At 67.5% G+C, this 24716-nt stretch carries 21 protein-coding genes; 6 read left to right on the forward strand and 15 right to left on the reverse strand.

The genetic code is table 11. The features are described from left to right. Positions 1-40: 40 nt before the first annotated feature. Genes N8888_RS15880 through N8888_RS15900 form a run of 5 tightly spaced genes read right to left on the reverse strand, consistent with a single transcriptional unit; the run spans position 41 to position 5685 of the window. Complete coding sequence (locus N8888_RS15880; protein WP_263175759.1) at positions 41-1108, reverse strand: acyltransferase family protein; 1068 nt, start codon at positions 1106-1108, stop codon at positions 41-43. Then, entirely contained in the window at positions 1108-2256 is a 1149-nt protein-coding gene (gene nagA / locus N8888_RS15885) for an N-acetylglucosamine-6-phosphate deacetylase (protein ID WP_263175761.1), read from the reverse strand. The genes N8888_RS15880 and nagA overlap by 1 nt, the downstream gene beginning before the upstream one ends. Continuing rightward, positions 2256-3284, reverse strand: coding sequence for an SIS domain-containing protein (locus N8888_RS15890; RefSeq protein WP_053519280.1), 1029 nt, complete (start codon positions 3282-3284; stop codon positions 2256-2258). Before N8888_RS15890 ends, nagA begins: the two co-directional genes overlap by 1 nt. Before the next feature lie 7 nt (positions 3285-3291). Then, positions 3292-4359, reverse strand: coding sequence for a LacI family DNA-binding transcriptional regulator (locus N8888_RS15895; protein WP_049466708.1), 1068 nt, complete (start codon positions 4357-4359; stop codon positions 3292-3294). A gap of 39 nt (positions 4360-4398) precedes the next feature. Continuing rightward, positions 4399-5685 carry a sugar MFS transporter gene (locus tag N8888_RS15900; RefSeq protein ID WP_164150696.1) on the reverse strand — a complete coding sequence of 429 codons (1287 nt, stop codon included), beginning with the start codon at positions 5683-5685 and terminating at the stop codon, positions 4399-4401. Between the two features lie 375 nt (positions 5686-6060). Between N8888_RS15900 and N8888_RS15905 the strand changes: the two genes are divergently transcribed. From N8888_RS15905 to N8888_RS15915, 3 genes are all read left to right on the forward strand, one after another. Then, complete coding sequence (locus N8888_RS15905; protein WP_053519284.1) at positions 6061-7077, forward strand: glucokinase family protein; 1017 nt, start codon at positions 6061-6063, stop codon at positions 7075-7077. A 143-nt stretch (positions 7078-7220) separates the two neighbouring features. Then, complete coding sequence (locus N8888_RS15910; RefSeq protein WP_263175771.1) at positions 7221-9881, forward strand: TonB-dependent receptor; 2661 nt, start codon at positions 7221-7223, stop codon at positions 9879-9881. 111 nt (positions 9882-9992) lie between these two features. Further along, positions 9993-12350 (forward strand): beta-N-acetylglucosaminidase NagX, encoded by a 2358-nt coding sequence (locus tag N8888_RS15915; RefSeq protein WP_197600929.1) that lies wholly within the window; start codon positions 9993-9995, stop codon positions 12348-12350. A 56-nt stretch (positions 12351-12406) separates the two neighbouring features. Here N8888_RS15915 and N8888_RS15920 read toward each other — a convergent pair whose 3' ends face one another. Beyond that, positions 12407-12781 carry a VanZ family protein gene (locus tag N8888_RS15920; protein WP_065175153.1) on the reverse strand — a complete coding sequence of 125 codons (375 nt, stop codon included), beginning with the start codon at positions 12779-12781 and terminating at the stop codon, positions 12407-12409. 11 nt (positions 12782-12792) lie between these two features. After that, the gene (locus N8888_RS15925; RefSeq protein WP_128990003.1) at positions 12793-13977 is read right to left on the reverse strand and encodes a class I SAM-dependent methyltransferase; all 1185 of its coding nucleotides are present in this window, start codon (positions 13975-13977) and stop codon (positions 12793-12795) included. 59 nt (positions 13978-14036) lie between these two features. Between N8888_RS15925 and N8888_RS15930 the strand changes: the two genes are divergently transcribed. Next, positions 14037-14774 carry a pteridine reductase gene (locus N8888_RS15930; RefSeq protein WP_053519294.1) on the forward strand — a complete coding sequence of 246 codons (738 nt, stop codon included), beginning with the start codon at positions 14037-14039 and terminating at the stop codon, positions 14772-14774. Between the two features lie 55 nt (positions 14775-14829). Here the strand turns inward: N8888_RS15930 and folK are convergent, their stop codons facing one another. Then, the gene (gene folK, locus N8888_RS15935) at positions 14830-15315 is read right to left on the reverse strand and encodes a 2-amino-4-hydroxy-6-hydroxymethyldihydropteridine diphosphokinase (RefSeq protein WP_065175155.1); all 486 of its coding nucleotides are present in this window, start codon (positions 15313-15315) and stop codon (positions 14830-14832) included. A gap of 90 nt (positions 15316-15405) precedes the next feature. Here folK and N8888_RS15940 point away from each other — a divergent pair, with 90 nt between their 5' ends. Beyond that, positions 15406-16155, forward strand: coding sequence for a proteasome-type protease (locus N8888_RS15940; RefSeq protein WP_263175775.1), 750 nt, complete (start codon positions 15406-15408; stop codon positions 16153-16155). 71 nt (positions 16156-16226) lie between these two features. Here N8888_RS15940 and N8888_RS15945 read toward each other — a convergent pair whose 3' ends face one another. The 4 genes from N8888_RS15945 to N8888_RS15960 all read right to left on the reverse strand — a co-directional run bounded on the left by N8888_RS15945 (position 16227) and on the right by N8888_RS15960 (position 20590). Continuing rightward, on the reverse strand, positions 16227-17738 hold the full coding sequence (locus tag N8888_RS15945) for an ATP-binding response regulator (protein ID WP_263175777.1): 1512 nt from the start codon (positions 17736-17738) through the stop codon (positions 16227-16229). A gap of 4 nt (positions 17739-17742) precedes the next feature. Beyond that, positions 17743-18183 carry a response regulator gene (locus N8888_RS15950; protein WP_053519303.1) on the reverse strand — a complete coding sequence of 147 codons (441 nt, stop codon included), beginning with the start codon at positions 18181-18183 and terminating at the stop codon, positions 17743-17745. Continuing rightward, positions 18180-19997 (reverse strand): sensor histidine kinase, encoded by a 1818-nt coding sequence (locus N8888_RS15955; protein ID WP_111186189.1) that lies wholly within the window; start codon positions 19995-19997, stop codon positions 18180-18182. The genes N8888_RS15950 and N8888_RS15955 overlap by 4 nt, the downstream gene beginning before the upstream one ends. Before the next feature lie 206 nt (positions 19998-20203). Next, a complete protein-coding gene (locus N8888_RS15960) occupies positions 20204-20590 on the reverse strand; it encodes a BON domain-containing protein (protein ID WP_053519307.1) in 387 nt (128 codons plus the stop codon). A 172-nt stretch (positions 20591-20762) separates the two neighbouring features. On the opposite strand from N8888_RS15960, the gene N8888_RS15965 reads away from it, so the two are divergent. Continuing rightward, the gene (locus N8888_RS15965; protein WP_263175781.1) at positions 20763-21806 is read left to right on the forward strand and encodes an oxidoreductase; all 1044 of its coding nucleotides are present in this window, start codon (positions 20763-20765) and stop codon (positions 21804-21806) included. A 56-nt stretch (positions 21807-21862) separates the two neighbouring features. On the opposite strand, the gene gnd is transcribed toward N8888_RS15965, so the two are convergent. The 3 genes from gnd to N8888_RS15980 are packed head-to-tail and all read right to left on the reverse strand — an operon-like array spanning position 21863 to position 24637. Further along, positions 21863-22768 (reverse strand): phosphogluconate dehydrogenase (NAD(+)-dependent, decarboxylating), encoded by a 906-nt coding sequence (gene gnd, locus N8888_RS15970; RefSeq protein ID WP_053519312.1) that lies wholly within the window; start codon positions 22766-22768, stop codon positions 21863-21865. Between the two features lie 10 nt (positions 22769-22778). Further along, positions 22779-24017, reverse strand: a complete 1239-nt coding sequence (locus N8888_RS15975) for a hypothetical protein (protein ID WP_263175784.1) — start codon at positions 24015-24017, stop codon at positions 22779-22781. A gap of 17 nt (positions 24018-24034) precedes the next feature. Then, on the reverse strand, positions 24035-24637 hold the full coding sequence (locus N8888_RS15980) for a DUF2242 domain-containing protein (protein WP_263175785.1): 603 nt from the start codon (positions 24635-24637) through the stop codon (positions 24035-24037). Positions 24638-24716 lie beyond the last annotated feature (79 nt).

Below are 24716 nucleotides of genomic sequence, written 5' to 3' on the forward strand. Positions count from 1 at the left end.
GGCCCTGCTCCACCGCAGGTGCGTCCATACCCCGGCGCTGTCAGATCTTGAGATAGATCCTGCGCCGGTCCAGCCACCACACGACGCCCCACCACAGCGTGACGAAGGCCAGGGCCTGCAGCATCGACGCCAGCTCCAGCGCACCCGGCATCGCCGCCGCCAGCTGCTGCCAGACCCAGCCCCAGGCGCCGGTTGCCAACAATGCCACCGACATCACCGAGGCCCCCAGGTACGCGGTGATCGCGTTGACGCCGAAACGACGGCCCCACGCGGGCCAGCCCTTCTGGTCGATCAGCACATGCGCCAGCCACAGGGCCAGCGCCGCAAGACCTCCGGTCCACAGCACGTAGCTGGGCGTCCACAGCTGCTTGTTCAACGGCAGCACAATGGCAAGCAGCAGGCCCAGCACTGCCGTTGCGGCGCCCAATCCTGCCAGCGCCACAGCGCGACCTCTGCGCAGCAGTGCGCCGGCCAGCAGGCCCAGGGTGGTGCTGGCCAGCGCGCCCAGCGTGCTCAGCAGCCCTTCCGGGTCATGGCCAAGCCCGGTATCGGCGTGCCATTGGTAGATCCACGGGGCGAACAGAGCGGTATCCAGACGGCTGGCCGGGTTGGTCCATGGCGCCAGATCACCGAGGCCGAGCAGCAGCACGGTATAGCCCACCAGCAGCCCGACAAGCACTCCGACCTGCACGTGCAGCCGCGCATACACCGCCAGCAGGCCAACCAGCGCCGCACACACCGCGATGCGTTGCAGCACGCCCCAGATGCGGAAGTGATGCGTATCCAGCGCCCACCAGATCAGCAGATGCAACAACGCGCCGGCTACCAGGATGCGCAGCGCGCGCTCCAGCACGCCACGCGCCAGTGTGGGTCGCTTCGAAGCATCGAGCGCGCGCGGTGCCACGCTGAAGGCCATCGACACGCCCACCAGGAACAGGAAGAACGGGAACACCAGATCGGTGGGCGTGCAGCCATGCCAGTCCGAATGACGTAGCGGTGCGAACACCGCACTCCAGTCGCCTGGGTTGTTGACCAGCAGCATCGCCGCCACGGTGATGCCGCGCAGGGCGTCGATCGAGCCCAGGCGCGCTGACGGCGCAGCACTCATCAGGCGGCCTCGTACTGTCCGGCAATCCAGGTGCCCCGCACCTGCAGGGCATCGTCCAGCAGCACCAGGTCGGCCTGGTAACCCTCGGCGATGTGGCCCAGCCGGTCGTCCACATTGAGGAACTGCGCCGGATAGGTCGAGGCCATGCGCGCCGCTTCGGCAAGCGGCTGGCCGAGCAGGTGCACGGTGTTGCGCACGGCCGTGGCCATGTCCAGTGCCGAGCCGGCCAGCGCGCCAGCTGCGTTGCGCACCACCCCATCGACGGCAGTGATGGTCTCGCCATACAGCACATAGCTGGGATCATCGGCGCCGACCGGCGGCATCGCATCGGTCACCAGCAGCAGGCGGCCGCGTGGCTTGGCCGCCAGCGCTACCCGCAGGCTGGCCGGATGCACGTGCACGCCGTCGACGATGATGCCGATCCAGCTGTCGCGATCTTCCAGCGCGGCACCCACCGCGCCCGGCTCCCGGCCCTGCAGCGGCGACATCGCGTTGTACAGATGGGTGAAGCCGCGCACGCCGGCATCCAGGCCGGCGCGGATCTCTTCGTACGTTCCAGCGGTATGTCCAGCCGCGACGATCACCCCGCGCTCCACCAGTGCGCGGATCGACTCCAGCGGTACCCGTTCCGGCGCAAGGGTGAGCAGGGTCACGCCATTGTCCAGCGAGGTGGCCAGCGCGATCTCCTCCGCATCGGGCACGCGGAACTTGCTGGCGTCGTGGGTCCCCTTCCGTGCCGGGGCGATGTACGGCCCTTCCAGATGGATGCCGATGACACCGGGCACGCCTTGAGCGATGGCTTCGCGCAAGGCGGCGATCGCCTCGCGCATCACCGCCACGTCATCACTGATCAGCGTCGGCAGCATCGCGGTGGTGCCGAAACGGCGGTGCGCCTGCGCGATGGTGCGCAGGGCCGCCACGTCCGGCGTGTTGTTGAACAGCGCGCCGCCACCGCCATTGACCTGCACGTCGATGAAACCCGGCAGCAGCCAGCCGCCGCCGAGATCGACCTGCTCGGCCGCCTGGCCCACCTGCGGCGCGGCATCGGGGAGCAGCGCGCTGATCTTCCCGTCCTCGATGAGCACTGCCAGGTCATCGCGGAAATCATCCCCGATCAGGATGCGGGCATTGCGCAGCACGGTTGCCATCACACGGTCTCCGTGACCTTGTTCAGATGCGGCGGCAGGTCCGGGTTGAACCCGCGGCGCAGCGCCAGCGCATTGATCGCACGGTAGAAACTCTGCACGGTGAGCAGCGGAGCGCACAACGGATGCGGCGCGGCAGCCACCGGCAGGTTGCCTGCGGCGCCGGCCATCCATACCTGCGCACCACGCGCTGAGAACTCCTCCACCACGGCACGTGTGCCCGCGCCGGTCTCATCGGGCTGGGCGAAAGCCAGCACCGGGAAGCCGCGGCCGACCAGCGCCATCGGGCCATGCTTGACCTCGGCCGAGCTGTAGGCCTCGGCATGCAGACTGCAGGTTTCCTTGAACTTCAGCGCCGCCTCCTGCGCGGCGCCAAGGCCGAGCCCACGCCCGAGCACGAACAGGTTGGTGGCGTCCACCAGGCCATCGGCCAGCGCCGTCCAATCGCACTGCCATGCCTCGCGCAATGCATCCGGCAGCAGCTCCAGCGCAGCGCGCAGGCCACTGTCCTGCTTCCAGTAGGTGGCCAGCTGCAGCAGTGCCGCCAGCGACGCCAGGTAGCTCTTGGTCGCGGCCACACTCTTCTCCGGGCCCGCATGCAGCGGAATCACCGTGTCGGCCAGCTGCGCCAACGGCGAATCCTCGACATTGACCAGTGCGACCACGCGCGCGCCGGCGGCCTTGGCCGCTTCGGCATTGCGCAGCAGATCCGGACTCTTGCCCGACTGCGAGATGACGATGAACAGTGCACCGCGCAGCTGCAGCGGCGCGGCATACACCGAGCCCACCGACGGCGAGGCGGAGGCGACCACCAGGCCCAGCTGGGTTTCCAGCAGGTACTTGCCGTAGGTGGCGGCATGATCGGAGCTGCCGCGCGCGCAGGTGACCACGAACGGGGGTGGCGCGGCGCGCAGGCTGGCAGCCAGCGTCTCCATCGTGGCGTGGTTGCGCGAGAACTGGCGGGCGACGACGTCGGCCGCTTCAGCGGCTTCGGCGAACATCAGGGTGGAGGTGGGGTCGGACAGCGACATGGCGGGCTCAGGCAGGATCGGAAGGGAGTGGGCGGGCGCCGGCGGGACGCATCGGCGCAGTCGACCCGCGCACTACCAGCTGCGGCACGAAGCCCTGGTTGTGCAGCGGTGCAGGCGCGTCGTCATAGGCATCGCTGCGCAGCTGCGCGATCAGCAGGCGCGCGGCGTGGCGTGCGATGTCCTCGGTGGCCTGCTTGGCGGTGGTCAACGGCGGCCAGGACTGGCGCGAGAACGGGCTGTCCTCGAAGCCGGCAATGGACAGGTCGTAGGGCACGTTCATCCCCGCCGATTTGGCAGCGGCCAGCACGCCCGCAGCGATTTCATCGTTGGAACCGAAGATGGCGGTGGGCGGCTCGCGCAGCGCCAGCAGGCGGCGCGCGCCCCGGAAACCGTCGTCGAAGGTGTAGTCGCCCTGCACCACAAGATGCTTGTCCACGGTCATGCCGTAGTCCTTCAGCGCCGCTTCGTAGCCGGCATAGCGTTCGCCGGAAGAGCGGTGCGAGCTGCCACCCCACAGGAAGCCGATGCGCTGATGGCCCAGCTGGATCAGATGCTCGGTGATCTCGTAGGCCGCTTCGCGGTCGTCGACGAACACGCAGGCTCCGTCCGCCGGGTCCTCGGTCGCCGCGATGATGCGCACCAGCTTGATGCCACGTGCGGTCAGCGCCTGCACCAGATCGCGGCGCTCGGACATCGGTGCGGTCAGCACCAGGCCGGCCAGGCGCGAGCGCTGTACCCAGTCGGCCAGTTCATCGGCCAACAGGGGCGAGCTCGAGTCGCAGGGGTGGATCTGCAGGCCGAAGCCGGTCTCCCGGCACGCGGCCAGCACGCCGTTCTGCACGCCGATGATGTGGTACGGGTTGGGGTTGTCGTAGACCAGCCCGATCACGAAAGTGGTCCCGCTGCGCAGGTTGCGCGCGGACGGATCGGGCTCGTAGTCGAGCTCGGCGATCGCCCGCAGCACCCGTGCGCGGGTGGCCTGCATCACGGAGGGCTCGTTGTTGATCACCCGCGAGACGGTCTTCAGAGAGACCTTGGCCTTCTCCGCGACGTCCTTGATGGTCGCTCTGCGCATGGGTTTTCCCTGGGGTTGGCTGCCGTCCATCATCGCCTATCAGCGCTCCTGCGGCAGGCCGGCGCGGTGGCCGATGACCGAGTAGAACAGGATGTACAGGTAGCACGGCACCATCAGCAGCACGAACACCAGCTGGAAATCGATGTGCTGCTTGAGCACGGCGAACAACTGCGGAATGATCGCGCCACCGGCGATACCCATCACCAGCAGCGCCGAGCCGGTCTCGGTGAAACGGCCCAGGCCACGGATCGCCAGCGGGAAGATGGCCGGCCACATCATTGCGTTGGCAAAGCCCAGCAGGGCCACGAAGGCCACCGAAACGTAGCCGTGGGTGGCCCAAGCACCGAGGCAGAACACCACGCCCAGTACCGCCGAAACGGTCAGGTAGCGCGACTGCGAAACCACCCGGGGAATCAGCAGCAGGCCCACCACGTAGCCAGCCAGCATCGCCGCCAGGGTCAACGAGGTGAACATCTTGGTCTGGTCCAGCGGCAGGTCGAAGCCGTGGCCATAGGTACCGATGGCATCACCGGCCATCACTTCCACGCCGACATACACGAACAGGCAGAGCACGCCCAGCCACAGGTGGGGGAACTGGAAGATGCTGCTGCGCTCGGCCGCGCCGGCGGCCGTCGGGGTGGCGTTGGCCTCGGAGGACTTGATCTCCGGCAGCGGCGAGAACAGTACGGCGACGGCCAGCAGCACCAGCAGGCCGGCCATCGCCAGGTACGGCGCATGGATCTTGGCGGCGAACTCATTGAGCAGGGCCGCCTTGGTGACCGCGTCGGCCGCCTGCACCTGCTTGTCCAGGTCACCGATGCCATGCAGCACCAGGGTGCCGATCAGCACCGGCGCCAGCATGCCGGCGATCTTGTTGCAGATGCCCATCAGCGCGATGCGACGCGCTGCGGTCTCGATCGGGCCGAGGATGGAGATGTAGGGATTGATCGCCGTCTGCAGCAGGGCCAGGCCGCTGCCGATCACGAACAGCCCGCCCAGCGCGCCGGGGTACCAGCGCTGCGTCGCGAATTCACCGAAGAGTGCCGCGCCGCCGGCCATCACCAGCAGGCTCAGGCTGAGGCCCTTCTTCATGCCGGTGCGGCGCAGGATCCACGACGACGGCAGGGCCAGGAAGAAATAGGACAGGTAGAACACCATCAGCACCAGGAAGGCGCCGACCTCGCTGAGCTCGAAGGCCAGCTTGACGAAGGTGATCAGCGGGCCGTTGAGCCAGGTGAAGAAGCCGATCAGGAAGAACAGGACGCCGACGATGGCGATGGAGGTGGCCACGTTCGGGCGCGCGCTTGCAGCGGGGACGGCGGACATCAGGAGGGCTCCTGCGGCGACGGTCGCAGAACGCGGCGTCGGAGAGTGGCTGGGAACAACGTTGTCACATTCTTTCGATGGACAACGGCGGTTTGTCAACTTCCCTGCGCGGGGCAGCGCAGGCCATGCTGCATCGCGCAACCGCCGCGTGCGGTCGCGTGCTGAATGCGCTGGAGCCGTTGAGCCCCGTGCAGCAAGGGCTCCGGCGTGAAGGCGCTGTTCACGCCATGGAAACGTTTACCGCACGCCCCATTCGTTGCGCCGCAGCAACGAAAGTGTCACGAACTCGTTGACATCGTTGTCAGCGGGGTTACAGACTCCGCCCAACAGCCGGCCTCACCCTCGGATCCGGCCCCCTCTTCAGCAGGAGCCCGCGTGACCGCCAGCCATCCCGCCCCGGCCCATGTCCTGTCCCGCGTCGCGCCCTCGTTCCTGGCCGCCGACGTCGGCGGCACCCATGTGCGTGTCGCCCGGGTCCAGGCCAGCGGCGATGCCGCCCATCCGGTGCAGGTGCTGGAATACCGCAAGTATCGCAATGCCGACCACGCCGGCCTGAGTGCGATCCTGTCCGACTTCCTGGGCGACGGCCCGCGCCCGGCGCATTGCGTGGTGGCCACGGCCGGTTATGCGCGCGAAGACGGGACGGTCATCACTGCCAACGTGCCCTGGCCGCTGTCCGCGCGGCAGATCGAGGCCGACGTCGGCGTACAGCAGGTCCACATCGTCAACGACTTCGAAGCGGTGGCCTATGCCGCGGCACAGGTCGACGCCAGCGGCGTCCTGCACCTGTGTGGGCCGGAAAGCGCCCCGCGCGGACCGACCCTGGTGGTCGGTCCGGGTACGGGCCTGGGTGCGGCACTGTGGATCCCGACCGCCCATGGCCCGGTCGTGCTGGCTACCGAAGCCGGGCAACCTACGCTGGCCGCCAGCACCGAACTGGAAATGGCCATCGTCCGCCACATGCAGCGCGAGCGCGCTCACGTGTCGATCGAGCACGCAATCTCCGGCCCCGGCCTGATGAACCTGTACCGCGCGGTGTGCGCCCTGCAGGGACAGCAGCCCACCCTGGCCAGTCCGGACGCGGTCACCGCCGCGGCGATGGCCGGCACTGATGCGCACGCACGCAAGGCGCTGGATGTGTTCTGCGGCCTGCTCGGCAGCACCATCGGCGACATGGCCCTGTTCTACGGCGCCCATGGGGGCGTCTATCTGGCCGGCGGCATCCTGCCGCAGATCCGCGAGTACCTGCGCACCAGCACCTTCGTCGAGCGCTACCTGCAGAAGGGGCCGATGGGCGAAGCACTGGCACGCATCCCGGTGAAGGTGGTCGAGCACGGCCAGCTGGGCGTGGTCGGTGCTGCCAGCTGGTACCTGCAGCAGTCGGCCGCCTGACACCGCAACAGGCTTCAACGCAATCGCAGCACGCAGTACGTGGCACGCCAATGCACGGGACATCGCCGCCGCCCCGCGCACGTCAACGCAACCGCAACCGAACACCGCCGCCGGCACCCAATCGAGTGATGAGGAGAGACATCATGAACACCCGCAAGACCCTGCTTTCGGCCGCCATCGTCAGCTGCCTCGCTTTCAGCGCACATGCCCAGCAGGCTGCGCCGACCGCAACCGACCTGGACACCGTGACCGTCACCGGCATCCGTGGCTCGATGGAGAAGTCGCTGGATACCAAGCGCGAAGCCAACGCGCGCGTGGAAGTGGTGACCGCCGAAGACGTCGGCAAGCTGCCGGCGCACAATGTGGCCGACACCCTGCAGCGCCTGCCCGGCGTCAACATCAGTTCGTCCAGCGCCGACGAAGGCGGCTTCGATGAAGCCGACCGCGTCAGCCTGCGTGGCACCAGCCCGAGCCTGACCCAGACCCTGATCAACGGCCACACCGTCGGCTCGGCCGACTGGTTCGTACTCAGCCAGGGCAACAACGTCGGCCGCAGCGTCAGCTACTCGCTGCTGCCCTCCGAGCTGGTGAGCTCGGTGGAAGTGAACAAGTCCTCGCAGGCCAAGCTGCAGGATGGCGGCACCACCGGTACCGTCAACATCATCACGCGCAAGCCGCTGGAGTTCGCCAAGCCCTTCAGTGCGGAAGCCTCGGTAGGTGCGGTCCGTTCGGACCAGGCCAAGTCGACCGACCCGCAGTACTCGGCGCTGTTCAACTACAAGAATGACGCCAACAACTTCGGCGTGATGCTGCAGGCCTTCTACCAGAAGCGCGAGCTCCGCCGCGAGGCGCAGGAAATCCCGGGCGGTTTCACCCGGATCGGCGCCGATGATCCGGTGGCCCTCACCAATCCGGACCTGATCGGCGTGGCCGTCCCCGGCCTGCTGGGTTCGACCCTGTTCGAACAGACCCGCGAACGCAAGGGCGGGCTGGTGACCATCCAGTTCAAGCCGACCGATACGCTGAACCTGTCGCTTAGCGGCTTCTCCTCCAAGCTGGAAGCCAACAACTACAACCGCAATTTCATGCTGTGGGGCGGCAACTTCGCCAAGTCGCAGGCGCCGAACCCGGGCTACACCGTGACCGACGGCGTGCTGAGCAATGCCACCTACGCGGGCGTCCCGGGCACCAACTACGGTGTCTACGACATGATCTACCGTGAAGCCACGGCCAAGACCAACTACGTCACGTTCGACGCCGACTGGCAGATCAACGACACCCTGGACATGAAGTTCCAGGCCGGTACCACCAAGGGCACCGGTGAAACCCCGCGCCAGTTCATTGCTGAAGTCACGCTCGGCCAGGGCGGCGGTGCCAGCTGGGCAACGCACGGCGCCGGTTCGCCGGTGGACTGGAACATCGGCGGCGACATCAGCCCCAGCGGCGTCACCAGTTTCGGCACGTGGGGCAACCAGCTGGTCCGCGCCGAAGACAAGGAAGACTGGGCCACGCTGGACTTCAGCCAGTATTTCGGCACCGGCGTGCTGAACTCCGTGGACTTCGGCGTGCGCTTCGCCGACCACGAACGCGAAGCGCTCTCGCCGGAAGGTGCGACCCCGGGTGACATCTGGTCCGCACTGCAGGGCAGCGCCACCGCCAACTATCCCAGCGGCTTCGCCGGTGATGTCGGCGGCACCTTCCCGCGCAACATCTGGTACTACACGCCGGATGCACTGAAGAACGCGATCATCAACAACTCCACCTGGCTGGCCGGCAACGATGGCCCCACCGGCCGCCACAACTACGGTGCCGAGTGGAAGGTGAAGGAGAAGAACTTCGCCGGCTACGTGCAGGCCAACTTCAGCGGCGACTGGTGGAGCGGCAACGTCGGCCTGCGCTACGTCAACATCAAGCAGGACATCAACACCTACAACGCGGTCAGCAATGCCGCCGATGCCGATGTGAGCAGCCTGTTCGGCATGTGGGAGCGCACCGCCTTCCAGAACAAGCGCAACCGCGTCCTGCCCAGCGCCAACATCAAGTTCGACCTGGACGACAGGCTGGTGCTGCGCGTGGCCGCGTCGCAGACCCAGACCCTGCCGGATTATTCGGCCCTGGGCGCTTCGTCGTGGGGTTCGGACCTGAACAAGACCGGCGGCGGTGGCAACCCGAACCTGAAGCCGACCCTGTCCACGAACTTCGACGCCAACCTGGAGTGGTACTTCATGCCGCGCGGCCTGCTGTCGGTCGGTGCGTACCACATGGACATGAAGGACTACATCGCCTTCGACGTGGTCTCGCGCCAGCTGTACAGCGAACTGACCAACCAGCTCGAGACCTACCAGATCTCCACCCCGATCAATGCCGACGGCAAGGTCACCGGCGTGGAAGTGGCCTATGAGCAGCCGATCGGCGAGTACTTCGGCATCAACGCCAACTACACCTACGCCAACGGCACCACGGCCCACACCTGGTCCGACGGTTCGCACAACCTGCTGGGTACCTCGAAGAACACCTACAACGTGGGGGCCTACTTCGAGAACGAGCGTTTCGGAGCACGCGTCAGCTACACGCACCGCTCGTCGTTCCTGATCAGCCTGTCGGGCACCAACCCGTACTACCAGGATGATTTCGGCACGCTGTCGGCCTCGTTGAGCTACAAGGCCACCGACTGGCTGAGCATCAGCCTGGATGCGCTGAACCTCAACAACCCGACCTACAAGTACTACCAGACCGCGGCCATTCCGACGTCGTTCTACAGCAACGGCCGCCAGTACTACCTCAACTTCCGCTTCAAGTACTGATCCATCGGCCGCGTCATCGCCGAGTCGTGCACGCACGCCGGGCCTGGGTCATTCCGGGCCCGGCGTTTTTCATGTATAGCGTTCATCGCACCGTTCCAAGGAGTCGTTCCGATGGTCAAGCCCTTCCGCGCCAGGATGCACGGCGCACTGCTGCTGGGCAGCCTGTTTGCCCTGCTGCCGGCCCTGCCGGCCTTCGCCGCCGATCCGGTGCCCGCCGCTGAAGCTCCTGGCCCGCAGCTGCGCGCCAACAGCCTGATGCTGATTCCTGCCCCCGCCAGCGTGCAGCCCGGCCAGGGCAGTGGCATCACTGTATCCGCCACGACCGCGCTGTACGCAGACGGCGAGGCCGCACAGCGGGTCGCCACCCAATTCGTCGACCTGCTGGCGCGCAGCGGCGGCCCGCGCCTGGCGCTGGCTACCGGCAAGGCTGCGGCCAAGGCAGGCGGCATCCGCTTCCAGATCATTCCCACCTTCCGCGACAGCGGCGAGAGCTACACGCTGGACAGCACCGCGCAGGGCGTGCTGGTGCAGGCCGGCAACGAGACCGGCCTGTTCTACGGCGCCACCACGCTGGCCCAGCTGGCCACCGGCGGCAGCCAGGGCGCGCTGCCGGCCGTGCAGATCCAGGATGCGCCGCGTTTCCCCTGGCGGGGCTTCATGCTCGACTCGGCGCGGCATTTCCAGAGCCTGGACGAGATCAAGCGCGTGCTTGATGCGATGTCCGCGCACAAGCTCAACACCTTCCATTGGCACCTGACGGATGACCAGGGCTGGCGCATGGAGATCAAGCGCTACCCGAAGCTGACCGAGGTCGGCAGCTGCCGCCTGCCGGCCGGCGATGGCGGCATCGATCCGGTGACCAGACAGGAGTACCCGTACTGCGGTTTCTACACGCAGGAGCAGATCCGTGAAGTGATTGCCTATGCAGCCAAGCTGCACATCCAGGTGATTCCGGAAATCGACGTGCCGGGCCATGCCACGGCCGCGATCGCCGCCTATCCGGAGCTGGGCTCGATCAGCACGCCGCTGAAGCCGATCAGCGAATGGGGCGTGTTCCCCAACCTCTTCAACGTGGAAGACAGCACCGTGACCTTCCTCGAGAACGTGCTGGAGGAGGTGATCGCACTGTTCCCGGCGAAGTACGTGCACGTGGGTGGCGACGAGGCCGTAAAGGACCAGTGGGAGGCGTCCGCGCAGATTCAGCAGCGCATGCGCGAGCTGGGCATCAAGGATGAGATGGCCATGCAGAGCCACATCATCAAGCGCCTGGAGACATTCCTGGAGGAACACGACCGGCGCCTGATCGGCTGGGACGAAATTCTCGAGGGCGGGCTGCCCCCCCAGGCTACGGTGATGTCCTGGCGCGGTACCGAAGGCGGCCTGGCCGCTGCCAGCGCCGGCCATGACGTGATCATGTCGCCGGTCGGCTACCTGTACCTGGACTACCTGCAGACCGCCTCGCCCAATGAACCGCCGGGCCGCCCCACGCAGGTCAACCTCGGCAAGCTCTACAACTTCGAGCCGGTGCCGGACGAACTGCCCGCCGACAAGCGCGGACACATCCTCGGCCTGCAGGCGAACATGTTCACCGAGCACACCCGCAGCTATGCGCGGCTGCAGCACAACCTGTTCCCACGCCTGGCGGCGGTGGCCGAGACCGGCTGGAGCCCGCCCGGGAAGCGTGACTTCCGCGACTTCCTGGCACGCCTGCCGTCACAGCTGCAGCGCTACCGCGCATGGGGACTCGCCTATGCACAGACGCCGTTCGAAGTGGGCGTGGAGTACCACGATGATCGCGCCGCAGGCACGGTGACGGTGTCGCTGGCCAACCCGCTGGGCTACGAGGTGCGCTACAGCACCGATGGCCAGCCGGTGACCGCGCAGTCGCCGCTGTACCAGCAGCCGCTGACCGCGAAGGTGCCCGCCACGGTACAGGCCGCAGCGTTCTACCAGGGCCGGATGCTGGCCGCAGAGCCCACCGTAGCCGCGTTCACTCCGCAATCGCTGCTCGCCCGCCGCAGCGACGAACTGCTCAGCTGCGTTGGCAACAAGGGCCTGGTACTGCGCCTGGAAGACGATGGCCCGCGCGAGGGCGCACGCGCGGTCTTCAACGTGGACATCTTCCAGCCCTGCTGGCGCTGGCCACAGGCGCAGCTGGACGGCATCGGCAGCGTGGAGGTGCGCGCCGGTCGCATCCCCTACTACTTCCAGCTGGCGCATGACGAGCCGAACCGTCGCTTCGAGAAGGCCAGGCGCGCGCACGGCGAGATGCTGATCCGCCGGGGCAGCTGCACGGGCAAGGTGCTGGCCGAAGTCCCGCTGCCGGCCACGCCCGATGCCGATGGCTTCGTGAGCCTGCGTGCGACGCTGCCGAAGGGCACGCATGGCACCGACGACCTGTGCATCAACTTCACCGGTGATACCCGCCCGGCGATGTGGGTGCTGGACGAAGTGACGCTGCAGAAGTAACCGGAAGGCTGTGGAGCCGGGCCATGCCCGGTTCCACTTCAACCAGGGAAGGCGTGTCAGCCCCGCCAGCGCAGCAGGAGGTCGCGCAGCGGGGTCAGCGCGAGGCCCAATCCGGCAAGAACGCCAACCGTGTTGGCGAGGGCGTCCATCGGGTCGGCCATGCGGTCGCGTGTCAGCGCCCCCTGTGCGAACTCGATCCCGATTCCCATCAGCACCAGGCCCAGCCCGACCCACAGCAGCGGACGTCCTTGCCGGAACAGCTGCACGGCACTGCCGGACAGAATGAAGTACGCCAGGAAATGCTCGACCTTGTCGCCGTTCTCCGGCACGGGAATCGGTGGCGGGGGAATCAGGCAGACCACGATCACAAACAGCACGGCCAGCACCCACAGCGCAGTCCATAGACGCGGCCGCCGCAGCGGCTTGATCATGCGCGTCGCGCTCACAGGCGCCAGCTCAGATCGCCCAGCGCGAACGCCGGCTCGAAGTCGATTCCACGCTGCAGGCCGATCGCCTGGAAGCGCTCGCCCATGCCGGTCGGCAGGGTCAGCTTCTTCACCTGGTCGCGCAGCTGGATGCGCCCCACTTCATCGGTACGCTCCTCGGCCAGGCTCAGCACCTGGTCCAGGCCATTGCCGATCAGGAAGCTGGCCTGGCTGCAGTACCCCGCCAGCTCGAAGCCACCGTGCAGGCCCGCTTCGGCCATCGCGGTGAAGTCCACCGAGGCCGTGATGTCCTGCAGGCCCGGCCAGCGATGCACGTCGTTATGCACGTGGTGGCGGTAGAAGGCGCGCACCGTGCCGTCGTCGCGATCGTGCTGGTAGAACTCGCTGCGGCTGTAGCCGTAGTCGATGAACAGCATCGCGCCACGTTGCAGGCCGCCAGCCACTGCCTGCAGCCAGTACGGCAGCTGCGGCAGCACCTCTGAGCGGTATCCGTCGGCGAAGGGCCTTTCGAGATAGCGTTCGATGTGGCGCACGGCGCCGTTGAGCAGAATATCGGCCGGCTGCGCGCCACGGATGAAGTTGCCCTCCGCGTCCAGTTCCACGGTCTCCTCGTAGACCTCGCCGTCCCTGATCAGGAAGCGCGGGGTCGGAAGTGCGTCGATCACCTCGTTGGCGAACACCACACCTTCCCAGTCCTCTTCGAACGGACGCTCGATCCAGTCCACGCGCGTGGCCAGCTCTGCCGGCAGCGCCTGTTGCAGGCGCTGCTGCTGGCGCTGGCGCAGGTCGGCACTGGGTTCAAGGATGGCATAACGCGAAGGCACCGCATCCAGCTCGGCCAGCCGCAGCAGCACGGCTTCGGCGAAGGCACCGGTGCCGCCACCCAGTTCCAGCATCCGCGACTGCGCACCGAGCTGGGCGAACACCGGCGCCAGCGCATTGGCCACGCTGCCGGCGAACAGGCCGCCCAGCTCGGGCGCGGTGGTGAAGTCACCACCGCCACCGAACTTGCTGGAACCGGCGCTGTAATAGCCCCACCCGGGTGCGTACAGGCACAGTTCCATGAAGCGGGAAAACGGCATCGCGCCCCCCTGGGCGAGGATTTCAGCGCGCAGTGCGGCGGCCAGCTGGTCGCTGTGGGCCAGGGCGTCGGCATCGGGCAGAGGGAAGGTAGGCTGCATGGCGTCTTCGAATGCGGTGACAATGGTGCACAGGATAGCCGAGCCTTGGAGGACCCTCGATGAGCGAAACCGCCCCCGTGGCCCTGATCACCGGCAGCGCGCGCCGGATCGGCGCCGCCATCGCACGCCAGTTCCACGCCTGTGGCTGGTCGGTGGTGCTGCATGCCAACACGTCCAGCGCCGAGCTGCAGCAGGCCGCCTTCGACCTGGACAACGTCCGTCCGGGCAGTGTGCTGGCCCTGCAGGCCGACCTGCGCGATGCCGGCGCCCTGCCCGATCTGGTCGAACAGGCCGTGGCCCACTTCGGCCGCCTCGATGCGCTGGTCAACAACGCGTCCAACTTCTTCCCCACCCCGCTCGGCCAGGTGACCGCCGAAGCGATGGATGAGCTGTACGCGGTCAATGCGCGTGCACCGCTGCTGCTGTCACAGGCGGCCGCGCCGTACCTGCGCCGCCAGCAGGGCTGCATCGTCAATCTGACCGATCTGCACGGCACCGACCCGATGCGCGACCATGTGGCCTACACCATGGCCAAGGCCGCACTGGAGATGGCCACCCGGTCACTGGCGCTGGAACTGGCGCCGAAAGTGCGGGTCAATGCGGTCGCCCCCGGTGCGATCCTGTGGCCCGAGCAGGGAAAGGACGATTTCGCCCGCGAGGCCCTGCTGGCGCGCACGCCGCTGGCACGCACCGGCACGGTGGAGGAGATCGCCGAGGCGGTGTACTGGCTGGTGGCCGAAGCCAGCTTCGTCACCGGCCACACCCTGCGCGTGGATGGCGGACGCACGGTGAGTTGAAGTCCGCCGGGCATGGCCCGGCGCTACCGATCTACGTAGGCGAGCGCAGCGGCCCTCATTCCAGGTCAACCACCTCGAATGCCTCGCCAAACTGAGCGTGTGCGCGCCACAGCGCCGCCAGGGCCAGGCCGCTGACCGGGTCGATGAAGTCTGGCGCGATGTCCGCCAGCGGCTTCAGCACGAAGGCGTGCTTCAGCTCGGGGCGCGGAATGCGCAGATGGCCCGGGCCTTCCACGATGTGGTTGCCGTAGAACACCACGTCGATGTCCAGGGTGCGGTCGGAGAAGCGCGGACCACTGCGATCACGACCGTGGGCGTCTTCCAGTGCGTGCAGCCAATCATCCAGCGCCTGCAGCGGCAGATCGGTCTGGATCAGCACGCCATTGTTGAGGAAGGCCGGGCCATCGAAGCCGACCGCGGCCGTGCGGTAGGCCGGAGACACCTGCAACGCGCCGAAACGCTCGCGCAGGGCCGCCACCGCGGCGTGGAGATGGCGGCGGGGCTGGACGTTGCTGCCCAGGCTGAGGAGCACGGTGGTCATGCGGTTCAGGTGACGGGTCTGGGGGGCGTGGGCATGCCGTCGTCACGGCGGCCTGCCTACAATCCGGGACGCACATGATAGGGCACCGACATGACCTATTGCGTTGGAATCGAGGTGGACCAGGGCCTGGTCTTCGCTGCCGACACCCGGACCAATGCCTCGCTGGACGATGTGCGCGTGCACCGCAAGCTGCACGTGTTCGAGTATCCCGGCCAGGCGGCCTACGTGTTGATGGCGGCGGGCAACCTGGCCACCACCCAGTTGCTGGTCTCGCGCCTGACCCGGGACGCCAGCGAGCGGCGCACGCCCAACCTGCGCGACATGACCCATCTGTTCGAAGCGGCTGCCTACGTCGGTCGCCTGCTGGTGGACAGCCAGGTGCACGGCGGCCACAGCGAGCACGGCCATGACGGCGTCAACACCCAGGCCACGCTGATCTTCGGCGGCCAGGTCGCCGGCGAACGCCCCGGCCTGTACATGATCTACCCGCTGGGCAATGCCATCGCCGCCTCGCCGGAGACCCCCTACCTGCAGATCGGCGAGTCCAAGTATGGCAAGCCGATCCTCGACCGCATCCTCAGCCCAGCCACGCGCCTAGAGGACGCCGCACGCACGGCGATCGTGTCGCTGGATTCGACCATCCGTTCCAACCTGTCGGTCGGGCTGCCGATCGATCTGGCATTGCTGCGCGACGGCGAGCTGCGGATCGCCCAGCAGCTGCGGCTGGGCGCGGACTCGCCCCTGTATGCGGACATCCACCAGAACTGGTCACGGCGGCTGGAACAGGCCGTGGACAGCCTGCCACGCTTCCCGTGGGAGACCCCGGAACGGCCGGCGTGACCTGCCGCCGGGCATGGCCTGGCGCTACCTACCGCTTCCGGTAGCGCCGGGCATGGCCCGGCGACGCAAATTCAGCCCAGTGCCTCTGCCACAGCGCGGAACACCTGCTGCATCTGCAACGGCTTGCGCAGCACATGCACCTCGATGCCATCAGGGAATGCATCGGCCGGAACGTCCACTGACGCGTCTTCCAGCACCAGCGCCGGCCCCCGGTAACCCAGCCCGGCCATTTCGCCCAGCAGCTGGCTGGCCGGCAGCAGTTTGGAGCCGGCGTCGGCGATCACCAGCGCCGGCATCGCCTCCTGCTGCATCCAGCGCAACGCCGCCGGTCCATCGGAAGCCAGCTGCAGCTGATATCCCTGGCTGGACAGCGCGTTGCCCAGCAGCGACAGGCGCGTGGCTTCGCCATCGACCACCAGGATCGACTGGCCACTGCCGAGTGCCACCAGCTGCTCGATCGGCTCGCCGCTCTCGATGGTGTCACGCATCGGCAGGCGCAGCTCGAAACAGGTGCCCTGCCCCGGCTGGCTGGTGACCGTGATGCTGCCGCCAGCACCTTCGACGATGCGCTTGCAGGAAATCAGGCCCAGGCCGGTACCGTCCGCCTTGGTGGTGAAGAAGGGATTGAACAGATGCGAGAGCGTATCGGCATCCATGCCGATGCCTTCATCGGCCACGGCGATGCGCATCCAGTCCACACCGTCGCGCTCGCCGGCATGGCTTGCGGTCAGGCTCAGGCGGCCGCCGCTGGGCATCGCCTGGATCGCATTGAGTGCCAGGTTCAACAGCACCTGCTGCAGCTCGGTGTAGTTCGCATCGACCGCCAGGCCCTCATCCTCCACCTGCAGGTGCAGGCGCACCGCATCGGGCACGTTGCTGCGCAGCAGCAGCGCCACCGCGTCGAACAGGCCGTCGATCTGCACGCGTTCGCTGGGCTTGCGCGAGCCACGGACGAACGACAACATCGATTCCGCCATTTCATGACCGCGGCGGCCGCACTCGGCGATCACATCCGCAAGGTGGTGCAGCTGCGGATCATCGGTGCGCGCCTTCAGCAGGTCCGGCATGATCAGCAGCGGCTGCAGGATGTTGCGCAGGTCGTGGCTGAGGCCAGCGGCGAGCAGCGAAAGGCTTTCCAGCCGTTGCGCGCGCATCAGCTCGGTCTCCACGCGCGAACGCTCCACCGCGCTGCGCGCCTCGCGGATCGCACGGGCCACCGCCGACGGCAGGCGCGCCGGCTGGTGCTTGATGATGTAGTCGTTGGCGCCCTTCTGCAGCGCCGCCACTGCATTCTCCTCACCCATCGTGCCCGAGACGAAGATGAAGGGAACGTCCGGCGCCGTCTCGCGCACGATGCGCAGGGCATCGTCGCCGGAGAAACCCGGCATGCTCAGGTCGGACAGCACGATATCCGGCTGGAATGCGGCCAGCGCCTGGCGCAGTTCCGCCTCGCTCTCAACGCGCTCGAAGCGGGCTTCCAGGCCCGCATCCAGCATCTGTTCGGACATCAGCTCGGCGTCTTCCGGCGAATCCTCCACCAGCAGGATGCGCAGTGCCCCGAGGGAGGGACCGGTCAGGGGCATGGGCTTACTCGAGTTCCGGTGCCTGGTTGATCAGTGCCCAGAACTTGCCCAGGGTCTGCACGGCACCGAAGAACTGGTCCACGTCCACCGGCTTGACCACGTAGGCGTTCACGCCCATGTCCCAGCTGCGGGCCAGATCGCTCTCTTCGCGCGAGGACGACAGGATCACCACGGGAAGGCGCTTGAGCTCCTCGTGCTCACGGATCTGCCGCAGCACTTCCAGGCCGTCCATGCGCGGCATCTTGATGTCCAGCAGCAGCACCGCCGGCAGGCCCTCCTCGCGGCTGGCGAAGGTGCCGCGCCGCAGCAGGTAGTCCATGACCTCCACGCCGTCCTCGACGTGCACGATGGGATTGGCCAGGCGGGCTTCCTGCAGGGCGTCGATCGCCATCTCGGCATCGGCCGGGCTGTCTTCGGCAAGAAGGATGGTGCGCAGAGTCGTCATGCGGAGGGACCTTGTTTGTCCGCGTCGAGCGCGGGAGGCAGGTAGAAGTGGAAGGTTGCGCCGGCGTCCGGCTCGGCTTCGGCCCAGACCCGGCCTCCATGACGGGTCAGCACGCGGCGTACGCTGGCCAGGCCGATGCCGGTACCGGGGTAATCACTGGCCTTGTGCAGGCGCTGGAACACGCCGAACAGCTTTCCGGCATAGGCCATGTCAAAGCCTGCACCATTGTCGCTGACCGTGAACTGATGGCCGCCATCGGGCTGCGCCTGGTAATCCACGCGGATCTTCGCCGGTTCGCGGTTACTGGAATACTTGACCGCGTTGCCGAGCAGGTTCAGCCACACCTGGCGCATCATGTTCTCATCGGCCACCACGATCGGCAGCGGTGCGATGTTCCATTCGACGTGATGGACCTGGCCACTGCTTTCAGCCTCGGCCTGCAGGTTGGAATCGAGCATCGCGCGGGTATCGGACACCAGCGACTGCATGTCCACTGCCTGCTGGCGCATCGCTGCGCGCCCCAGCCGCGAATAGACCAGCAGATCGTCGATCAGCGTCGCCATGCGCCGCGCCGAGCTGGAGATCACCCCAAGGTAATGCAGGCTCTTCTCGTCGGCGCTCTCGCCCAGGTGGCGCGACAGCTTGTCGGAGAAGCCGGCAACGTGGCGCAGCGGCGCGCGCAGGTCATGCGACACCGAATAGCTGAATGCTTCCAGCTCGCGATTGACCTCCGAGACCTGCGCCACCTTGCCTTCCAGCTGGCGGTTCAGTTCCTCCACACGCGACTGCACGGCGCGCTGCACGGTGACATCGCTGACGGTCAGCAACACCACTTCATCGTCGGTATCCGGCAGCGGCATGCGCCGCGCGTTGAGCAGCATGTAGCGCACCACGCCCTCGGAGGTGCGCTGTTCGTGCTCGAAGTCCCACAGCTCGCGACCGCGCAGCAGCACATCGACCAGGCGCTGGCGCACGACGGCGTCCCGCCAGGCGCCGTCGCCGACGTCATCCAGCAGCAGGCCATCGGCACGTTCGTCCTGCAGACCGTACAACTCGGCAAAGGCCGGATTGTGCAGCTGCACGCGCAGCTCGCGGTCGAGCAGCACGATCGGCTCACGCACGGTCTGCAGTACTGAGGCAGCGCGCGCGGCCGAGCGCAGCGACTGCCGTTCGGCCTGCAGGCGCCGACCGATCTGCCGCTGCAGCAGCCAGAGCACCAGGCCGAGCAGCGCCAGCTGTACCACCAGCGAGCTCCACGAGACGAATTCGGTCTGCCTGCGCTGCCGCGCAGCCTGTTCGGCCCGCTCGGCCAGCAGCGCCTGCTCGCTGTTCTGCAGCTCTTCAACCACGCTGCGGATCGGGTAACGGGTGCTCAGGTCCTGTACCAGCGCGCGCTGGTCACTGTTCGGTTCGGCCTTGGCCAGCGCGCGCGCCACCGCCAGCCGCCCTTCCAGCATGGACTCGATGCGACCGATGCGGATCAGCTGCTCAGGATTATCGCGTGTCATCCGGCCCAGCTCTGCGAGTCGGCCGGGAATCTCGTTGGCCTTGGCCATGCGCTCGCGCAGGCCGGGCGCGTCCACGCCCTTGGACAGCGTCAACGCCGCCGACTCGACATCGCGCACATCGGCCTGCAACTGTTGGAGCGCCACGCCAACCGCCTGCGTATGCGTCACCCAGGCCATGGCTTCTTCGTTTTCACGCTGAAGCTTGCGCTGGGTCAACCACGGCACGACGATGATCGCGGCGGCAGCCAGCGCCAGGGCCGGCAATCGCCAGCGATCCCAGATGTCGTCACTGAACACCAGCGCCATAGTTCCTCATCAGCACGGCCGCAGAGGGATGGGCCGGAGAGCCCAGCTGCGGCGGAACCGGCAATATAGCGCAGGCGATCACACCTCTGGAATGTCTGGCCCCGGCAGCTGAACGGTCCAGAAAACATCATGAGTGGAGCCGGGACTGGCCCGGCTCCACCGTCATGCAGCTGTATTGCAGCGCCCCGACGGGGCGGCGCCCGGGATCAGCGCTTGGCGGCCGCATTGACTTTCAACGCGCTGGCATCGACGCGGGTGACGCCCTTGATGCCCTTGGCCGTGGTGACGGCCTTGTCATGCTCGGCCTGGGTCGCCACCGTGCCGCTGAGGCTGACGACGCCATTCACGGTTTCCACCTTGACCTCGGTGCCCGGCACATTGCTGCTGGCAAGCAGGTCGGCCTTCACCTTGGTGGTGATCCAGGTGTCGGTCACCGGCTCGTTGGAGTCGTGGCGATCGGCGTGGGTCATCGCCGAATGGTCGGTGGCAGGCGGACTCTTGGCTGCCGGATCCTTGGCGAATGCAGCCGAGGAGGACAGTGCCAGGCCCAGGGTGAGGGCCGAAGCAATCAGCGTACGGGTCGGGTTGTTCATCGTGTGTTACCTCCTGCGGAATGTGGGGCCAGTGTGGCCGCAGCGCCGTGCAGCAGGCGTGGCGCTACGGTCACGCCGCCGTGAATCGCGCCGGCTTTCAACGCAACCGTTCAGCTTTGGATCCTGGCCCCCGTCGTTTACCCTGCATGTCTGATCTGCGCGGAGCACTGCCATGCGCCCTGACCTGCAACTGGCCCTGATCGGGTACGGCCTTGCCGGCCGCGTTTTCCACGCGCCGCTGATCCAGCACACCCCGGGACTGACCCTGCACAGCGTGGTCAGTTCACAGCGCGACCTGCTGCTGCGCACGTTCAGCGATGTACGCGTGCGCGCGGCACCCCGGGACGTATTCGACGATCCGGCGGTGGACGCGGTGGTGATTGCCACGCCGAATGACCAGCACGCGCCATTGGCGATGTCAGCGCTGGCCGCTGGCAAGCATGTGCTGGTGGACAAACCCTTCGCACTGGACGTGGCCGAAGCCGAAGCCGTGCTGGCGGCGGCGCGCGATGCAGACCGCATCGTCACGGTGTTCCAGAATCGCCGTTTCGACGCGGATTTCCTGACGCTGCAGGCCCTGCTGGCCGAAGGTGCGCTCGGCGAAGTCGCCGAATGCCATGCGCATTTCGATCGCTACCGCCCGCACGTGCGCGAGCGCTGGCGGGAGCAGGAGGGGCCTGGCAGTGGCCTGTGGTACGACCTTGCACCGCATCTGCTGGATCAGATGCTGGTGCTGTTCGGCTGGCCGCAGGCGATCGACGCGGACCTGGCGGTGCAGCGCGAAGGGGGCAGCGGCATCGATTACTTCCATGCGGTGCTGCATTACCCGAGGCACCGCGCGATCCTCCATGCCGGTTCGCTGGTGGCGGCACCGGCGCCCCGGTTCGCCGTGCACGGCAGCCGCGCCAGCTGGATCAAGCAGGGCCTGGACGTGCAGGAAGCACAGCTGCGCCGCGGCGTTGCGCCGGGCGCGCCTGGCTGGGGCATCGACCCGCGTCACGGCGAGCGGGTGTACTGCGATGCCGAGGACAACGTGCAACGCAGCACGGTCGACAACCTGCCGGGCGACTATCGCCGCCTGTATGCCCAGTTCGCTGCGGCGATGCAGGGTGACGGTGAACCCACGGTCAGCCCGTTGCAGGCGCTGCAGGTAATGCGCTTGCTGCAGGCTGGCAAGGACAGCGCTTGCGAGGCCCGGCGCATCGCACTGAACTGATCGCGGTCCGCGGCCCGGAACCCCACGGCAGCGCCGAAGGGCTCCGGTCCTGGCGCTTACGACTTCTTGATCGCATGCCCACCGAATTCATTGCGCATCGCCGCCAGCAGGCGGTCAGTGAACGAATTCGACTCGCGCGACCGCAGGCGTTCCAGCAGCGAGAGCGTGATCACCGGCGCCGGCACATCCAGCGCGATCGCTTCGGCCACGGTCCAGCGGCCTTCACCGGAATCCTCCACGTAGGGGGCGATGCCATCCAGCGACGGATTGCGCTTGAGCGCCTCGGCACTCAGGTCCAGCAACCACGAACGCACCACGCTGCCATGGCGCCAGACCTCGGCAACCTGCGCCAGGTCCAGCTCCATGTCCTGCTTGCGTTCCATCAGTGCGAAGCCTTCGGCGTAGGCCTGCATCATTCCGTACTCGATGCCGTTGTGGACCATCTTGGTGAAATGGCCCGCACCGGGAGGACCGACGCGTGCCCAGCCCCGATCCTCCGCCGGCGCCAGCGTGCGCAGCAGCGGCGCAACCTGCTCCACCACCTTCGCCTCACCGCCGACCATCAGGCTGTAGCCCTCCTGCAGACCCCAGATGCCGCCGCTGGTGCCGCAGTCGACATAGCCCAGGTCGTCCTCGGCCAGCGCCTTGGCGCGGCGGATCGAATCCTGGTAATTGGAGTTTCCGCCGTCGATGACGATGTCACCCTCGGCCAAGTGCGGGGTCAGCTGGCCGAGGGTCTGGTCGACCGTTTCGCCCGCCGGCACCATCAACCACAGCACGCGCGGCACCGGCAGCGCGGCGACCGCGGCGGCCAGTGAATCGACCACTTCGATGCCGGCCTCCGCGGCGCGCTGGCGGGCGCCCTCGCCCGGGTCGTAGCCGACCACGCGGTGGCCGCCGCGATGCAGGCGCTGGGCCATGTTGGCGCCCATGCGGCCAAGGCCGATCATTGCAATATCCATTGTTTCACCTTCAGTTGGGGTCTAGGGTCAGGCTGCCTGGCCTGCCGGTTGACGCACAGTGGCGCAGCTGCGCCTCGCGCCAACGCCGGTAGAGCGTGGTATGCAGATTGTGCACCGCCAGGTCGATCGAAAACGGCGTTCGTGGATTGCGGTCGAGCAGCCGGGCGATGTGGTAGCCGATAGGACGTATACCGCGCGGATGCACGTAGATCACGAACTGCTGGTAGAACGGATCGTCCAGCACCTGATCCATGCGTGCCAGGCGGGCGTGGTAGCGCGCTGGAAGGCGCGCCCGCAGTCCGGGGTCGCGTTCGAACAGGAGCCGCTCGAAATAGCGCCGCCCCACCCGCGGCAGCCCCTGCGCCAGTTGCCACAGCTCGGCGTTGCGCTGGTCGTACCAGGCCAGGCCTCCGTGGCGGGCAAGCGCCTGTGCTGCGTCTGGCCCGACGTCGACCACGACGAAGTTCTCGGCCTGGTTGCTCAGATCGTCCAGCGTGCTTTTGTCGTATACGTGTTCGATGAAGCCGGGCACGCCCGCGAAGGCCTGACGTCCCCTCGCCGAGGTGCGCACGGCTTTGCCGTCGGCAAGGAAGTCGCCCGCATGCGCACCGAGCAGGACACTGTCGGTGCCGTGCAGCGCGATGAAGGTGCCGATCGACAGTTCGCCTGCGGTGAACTCCGCGTCGAACGCAGCATCGCCATACAGCTCACGCTGCGTTGCCAGCTGCGCGACCTGGCGGCCGACACCGCATTCGGCACGCACCGCACCGCCGTAGAACGCCTGCAGCGCGCGGCTGTTGCCATCCACGGGAACGTAGCCGCGGCCGAAGCTGCGCACGCGTTGCCACCCCTGCGCCCGTGCGCCCTGCATCCCGAAGCCGATCCAGCCCAGCTGTGCGCCGGAGAAGCGGAACTGCGGGTTGCCCTGCAGCGACGTGGCGGCACGCCGGGTCGCCGCGCCCAGTTCGAAGGCATAGGCACAGACCGTGGCAGGATCCTCCAGCAGCTGCTGCAGCAGCGCCTCGCGCTGCGCCCCGTCCAGCGTCTGCGGCCATCGCACACGCAGATCACCTGCGGCCTGCGCCTCGGCCAGCGATGCCCGGGTGCACACCGGGCCACCCTGGACCTGCGGCGCACTGACCGCAGCCACTTCAAACCGCCAGCCCAGCCGCTGCAGCAGGCCCTGCGTGCAGTCCGCGGCCGCCGCCGCGCTGCCTGCCGGCGAAGCCAGCAGCAGGGCCATGACCATCAGCCCACGCCGCACGCTCAACCCTGATCCGTCGCCGCCGCCGGCTCCGATACGGGGGGAGCAGGCAACCGTTCCGGAACCGGCGGCGCCTCACCGGGGGCGGCCGGCAGGTACTGCTGCAGGCGCTGGAAGAACCGGCGGTAGAAGTCGGCATCGGTGATGGTGCTGCTGGCGACCTTCACCAGGGAATCGTCATTGCTGCCGAACGGCAGCGATACCGAACCCAGCGCGCCCACGCCCACGCTGGCCGAGGTCGGGCTCTTCTTCAACGCATAGCGGTCCTGCACCGCGCTGACGAACACCAGCGACTGGCCGCCACGCGGCGCGCAGGAGATGCGGAGTACCAGCTGCTCGTGATCGTCCTCGCGTGGCTGGAAGTTCTTGCTCCCCTCCACCTGCGTGTCATCGACGCGGGCGATCGCATAGCCCTGGCTGAGCAGGGCCCGTCGCGCCGCTTCACAGGCATCGGCCGGGCGGCTGTCGACCGTCCGGGAGAAGGTGTCGCCGGAATCGAAGGACTCGCGCAGTACGGTGCTGTCGGCGGCGCGGCCACCGCAGGCCGACAGGATCAGGGTACTGGCGATACCCACGGCAACGCTGCACAGAGGGGAGACCCGCATGGGAACTCCTGCGAGAAAGGTAGCTGCAAGGGTAGTCCCGCCCCCGTGTGCGGCAGGTCGACAGCACCGCTGGCGGCGC

The organism is Stenotrophomonas maltophilia (assembly GCF_025642255.1).
Classification (GTDB): domain Bacteria; phylum Pseudomonadota; class Gammaproteobacteria; order Xanthomonadales; family Xanthomonadaceae; genus Stenotrophomonas; species Stenotrophomonas maltophilia_P.

What these genes read in the sequence shown, in the direction of transcription:
- N8888_RS15940 (WP_263175775.1), top strand. Translation starts at nt 15,406, where the DNA reads ATGACCTATTGCGTTGGAATCGAGGTGGACCAGGGCCTGGTCTTCGCT.
- gnd (WP_053519312.1), bottom strand. Translation starts at nt 22,768, where the DNA reads ATGGATATTGCAATGATCGGCCTTGGCCGCATGGGCGCCAACATGGCC.
- N8888_RS15895 (WP_049466708.1), bottom strand. Translation starts at nt 4,359, where the DNA reads ATGCGCAGAGCGACCATCAAGGACGTCGCGGAGAAGGCCAAGGTCTCT.
- N8888_RS15890 (WP_053519280.1), bottom strand. Translation starts at nt 3,284, where the DNA reads ATGTCGCTGTCCGACCCCACCTCCACCCTGATGTTCGCCGAAGCCGCT.
- N8888_RS15950 (WP_053519303.1), bottom strand. Translation starts at nt 18,183, where the DNA reads ATGACGACTCTGCGCACCATCCTTCTTGCCGAAGACAGCCCGGCCGAT.
- N8888_RS15920 (WP_065175153.1), bottom strand. Translation starts at nt 12,781, where the DNA reads ATGATCAAGCCGCTGCGGCGGCCGCGTCTATGGACTGCGCTGTGGGTG.
- N8888_RS15955 (WP_111186189.1), bottom strand. Translation starts at nt 19,997, where the DNA reads ATGGCGCTGGTGTTCAGTGACGACATCTGGGATCGCTGGCGATTGCCG.
- N8888_RS15960 (WP_053519307.1), bottom strand. Translation starts at nt 20,590, where the DNA reads ATGAACAACCCGACCCGTACGCTGATTGCTTCGGCCCTCACCCTGGGC.
- folK (WP_065175155.1), bottom strand. Translation starts at nt 15,315, where the DNA reads ATGACCACCGTGCTCCTCAGCCTGGGCAGCAACGTCCAGCCCCGCCGC.
- N8888_RS15945 (WP_263175777.1), bottom strand. Translation starts at nt 17,738, where the DNA reads ATGCCCCTGACCGGTCCCTCCCTCGGGGCACTGCGCATCCTGCTGGTG.
- N8888_RS15910 (WP_263175771.1), top strand. Translation starts at nt 7,221, where the DNA reads ATGAACACCCGCAAGACCCTGCTTTCGGCCGCCATCGTCAGCTGCCTC.
- N8888_RS15980 (WP_263175785.1), bottom strand. Translation starts at nt 24,637, where the DNA reads ATGCGGGTCTCCCCTCTGTGCAGCGTTGCCGTGGGTATCGCCAGTACC.
- N8888_RS15925 (WP_128990003.1), bottom strand. Translation starts at nt 13,977, where the DNA reads ATGCAGCCTACCTTCCCTCTGCCCGATGCCGACGCCCTGGCCCACAGC.
- N8888_RS15915 (WP_197600929.1), top strand. Translation starts at nt 9,993, where the DNA reads ATGGTCAAGCCCTTCCGCGCCAGGATGCACGGCGCACTGCTGCTGGGC.
- nagA (WP_263175761.1), bottom strand. Translation starts at nt 2,256, where the DNA reads ATGGCAACCGTGCTGCGCAATGCCCGCATCCTGATCGGGGATGATTTC.
- N8888_RS15880 (WP_263175759.1), bottom strand. Translation starts at nt 1,108, where the DNA reads ATGAGTGCTGCGCCGTCAGCGCGCCTGGGCTCGATCGACGCCCTGCGC.
- N8888_RS15900 (WP_164150696.1), bottom strand. Translation starts at nt 5,685, where the DNA reads ATGTCCGCCGTCCCCGCTGCAAGCGCGCGCCCGAACGTGGCCACCTCC.
- N8888_RS15965 (WP_263175781.1), top strand. Translation starts at nt 20,763, where the DNA reads ATGCGCCCTGACCTGCAACTGGCCCTGATCGGGTACGGCCTTGCCGGC.
- N8888_RS15930 (WP_053519294.1), top strand. Translation starts at nt 14,037, where the DNA reads ATGAGCGAAACCGCCCCCGTGGCCCTGATCACCGGCAGCGCGCGCCGG.
- N8888_RS15975 (WP_263175784.1), bottom strand. Translation starts at nt 24,017, where the DNA reads ATGGTCATGGCCCTGCTGCTGGCTTCGCCGGCAGGCAGCGCGGCGGCG.